Here is a 1227-nt window from a genome sequence, read left to right on the forward strand (position 1 = left end):
GCTGAATCTCGAGCGCGAACGCGCCCTCGACCCTGAGATGCAGCGTGGATTGCGCAGGCGCGGCGTCCGGCCCATGCGGGCGCGGCGGATCCCTGCCGGAGCTTCACCGAGCCGACGCAGGCCCAGCCCAGATGCGCGTTGACGCGCTCCAGGATCTCCGGGACGCGGTGCTGAATCTCGAGCGCGAACGCGCCCTCGACCCTGAGATGCAGCGTGGATTGCGCAGGCGCGGCGTCCGGCCCATGCGGGCGCGGCGCGGCGAGCTTGAGCGGCGTCGCGCGCGCAGCGATGTCCCGCCCGACGATCGTCGCCCAGCGCGCCATGATCTCCGCGCCCGCAAAGCCCTGCTTGGCGGCGGCGGGCCCGAGCGCCTGCGGCAGCAGATCGGCGAGCAGCTTGGGGCGGGACGGCTTGAGCATGGCGCGAGGGCGCTCGATAAGGCTTGTCGCGGATCGACCTCCGACCGCGTGCTCCCCTGAGTCTACAGTTTGGCCGTCGCCGCAGAAACCCGTCCCGATCCCGCCGCGCTGCTCGCCTGGTACGATCGCCACCGCCGGCGGTTGCCTTGGCGGGCGGAGCCGGGCGAGCGCGCCGACCCGTATCGCGTCTGGCTGTCGGAGATCATGCTCCAGCAGACCACCGTGAAGGCCGCCGGACCCTATTTCCTGCGCTTTCTGGAGCGCTTCCCCGATGTCGGCTCGCTGGCCGCCGCGCCGCTCGACGACGCGCTGCGGCTCTGGGCGGGCCTCGGCTATTATTCGCGGGCCCGGAACCTGCACGCCTGCGCGCAGGCGGTGGCGGCGCGGCACGGCGGGCGTTTCCCGGCCTCGGAGGCCGAGTTGCTCGCCCTGCCGGGGGTCGGCCCCTACACGGCGGCCGCCATCGCCGCGATCGCCTTCGACCTGCCCGCGACGGTGGTCGACGGCAATGTCGAGCGGGTGGTGACGCGGCTTTTCGCGCTCGAGACGCTGCTGCCCGCGGCGAAGCCGGAGATCAGGCGGCTCGCCGGCCTCATCGCCCCCGGGACGAGGCCGGGGGATTTCGCGCAGGCCATGATGGATCTCGGCGCCACCATCTGCACGCCGCGCCGTCCGGCCTGCGCGCTGTGTCCCTGGAGCGAGCCTTGCGCCGCGAAGCGCGCTGGCGCGCAGGAGACCTTTCCGCAGGCCACCACTGGCCCGTCATAGCTCACCCGCGCCACCACCCTCGCCTCGTCGCCCTTTGGCG

At 73.2% G+C, this 1227-nt stretch carries 1 protein-coding gene and 1 pseudogene; one reads left to right on the top strand and one right to left on the bottom strand.

Annotated features, from left to right (window positions below):
- The coding region (locus ACIKT0_RS18580; protein WP_407106791.1) for a DUF721 domain-containing protein at positions 1-419 on the bottom strand (419 nt) is incomplete at its 3' end.
- Positions 420-488: 69 nt separating this feature from the next.
- Between ACIKT0_RS18580 and ACIKT0_RS18585 the strand changes: the two are divergent.
- Positions 489-1166, top strand: a pseudogene (locus ACIKT0_RS18585) (A/G-specific adenine glycosylase); the annotation flags it as partial.
- Positions 1167-1227: the final 61 nt, after the last annotated feature.

The sequence above is a fragment of the Hansschlegelia beijingensis genome (assembly GCF_045505405.1).
GTDB lineage: Bacteria > Pseudomonadota > Alphaproteobacteria > Rhizobiales > Methylopilaceae > Methylopila > Methylopila beijingensis_A.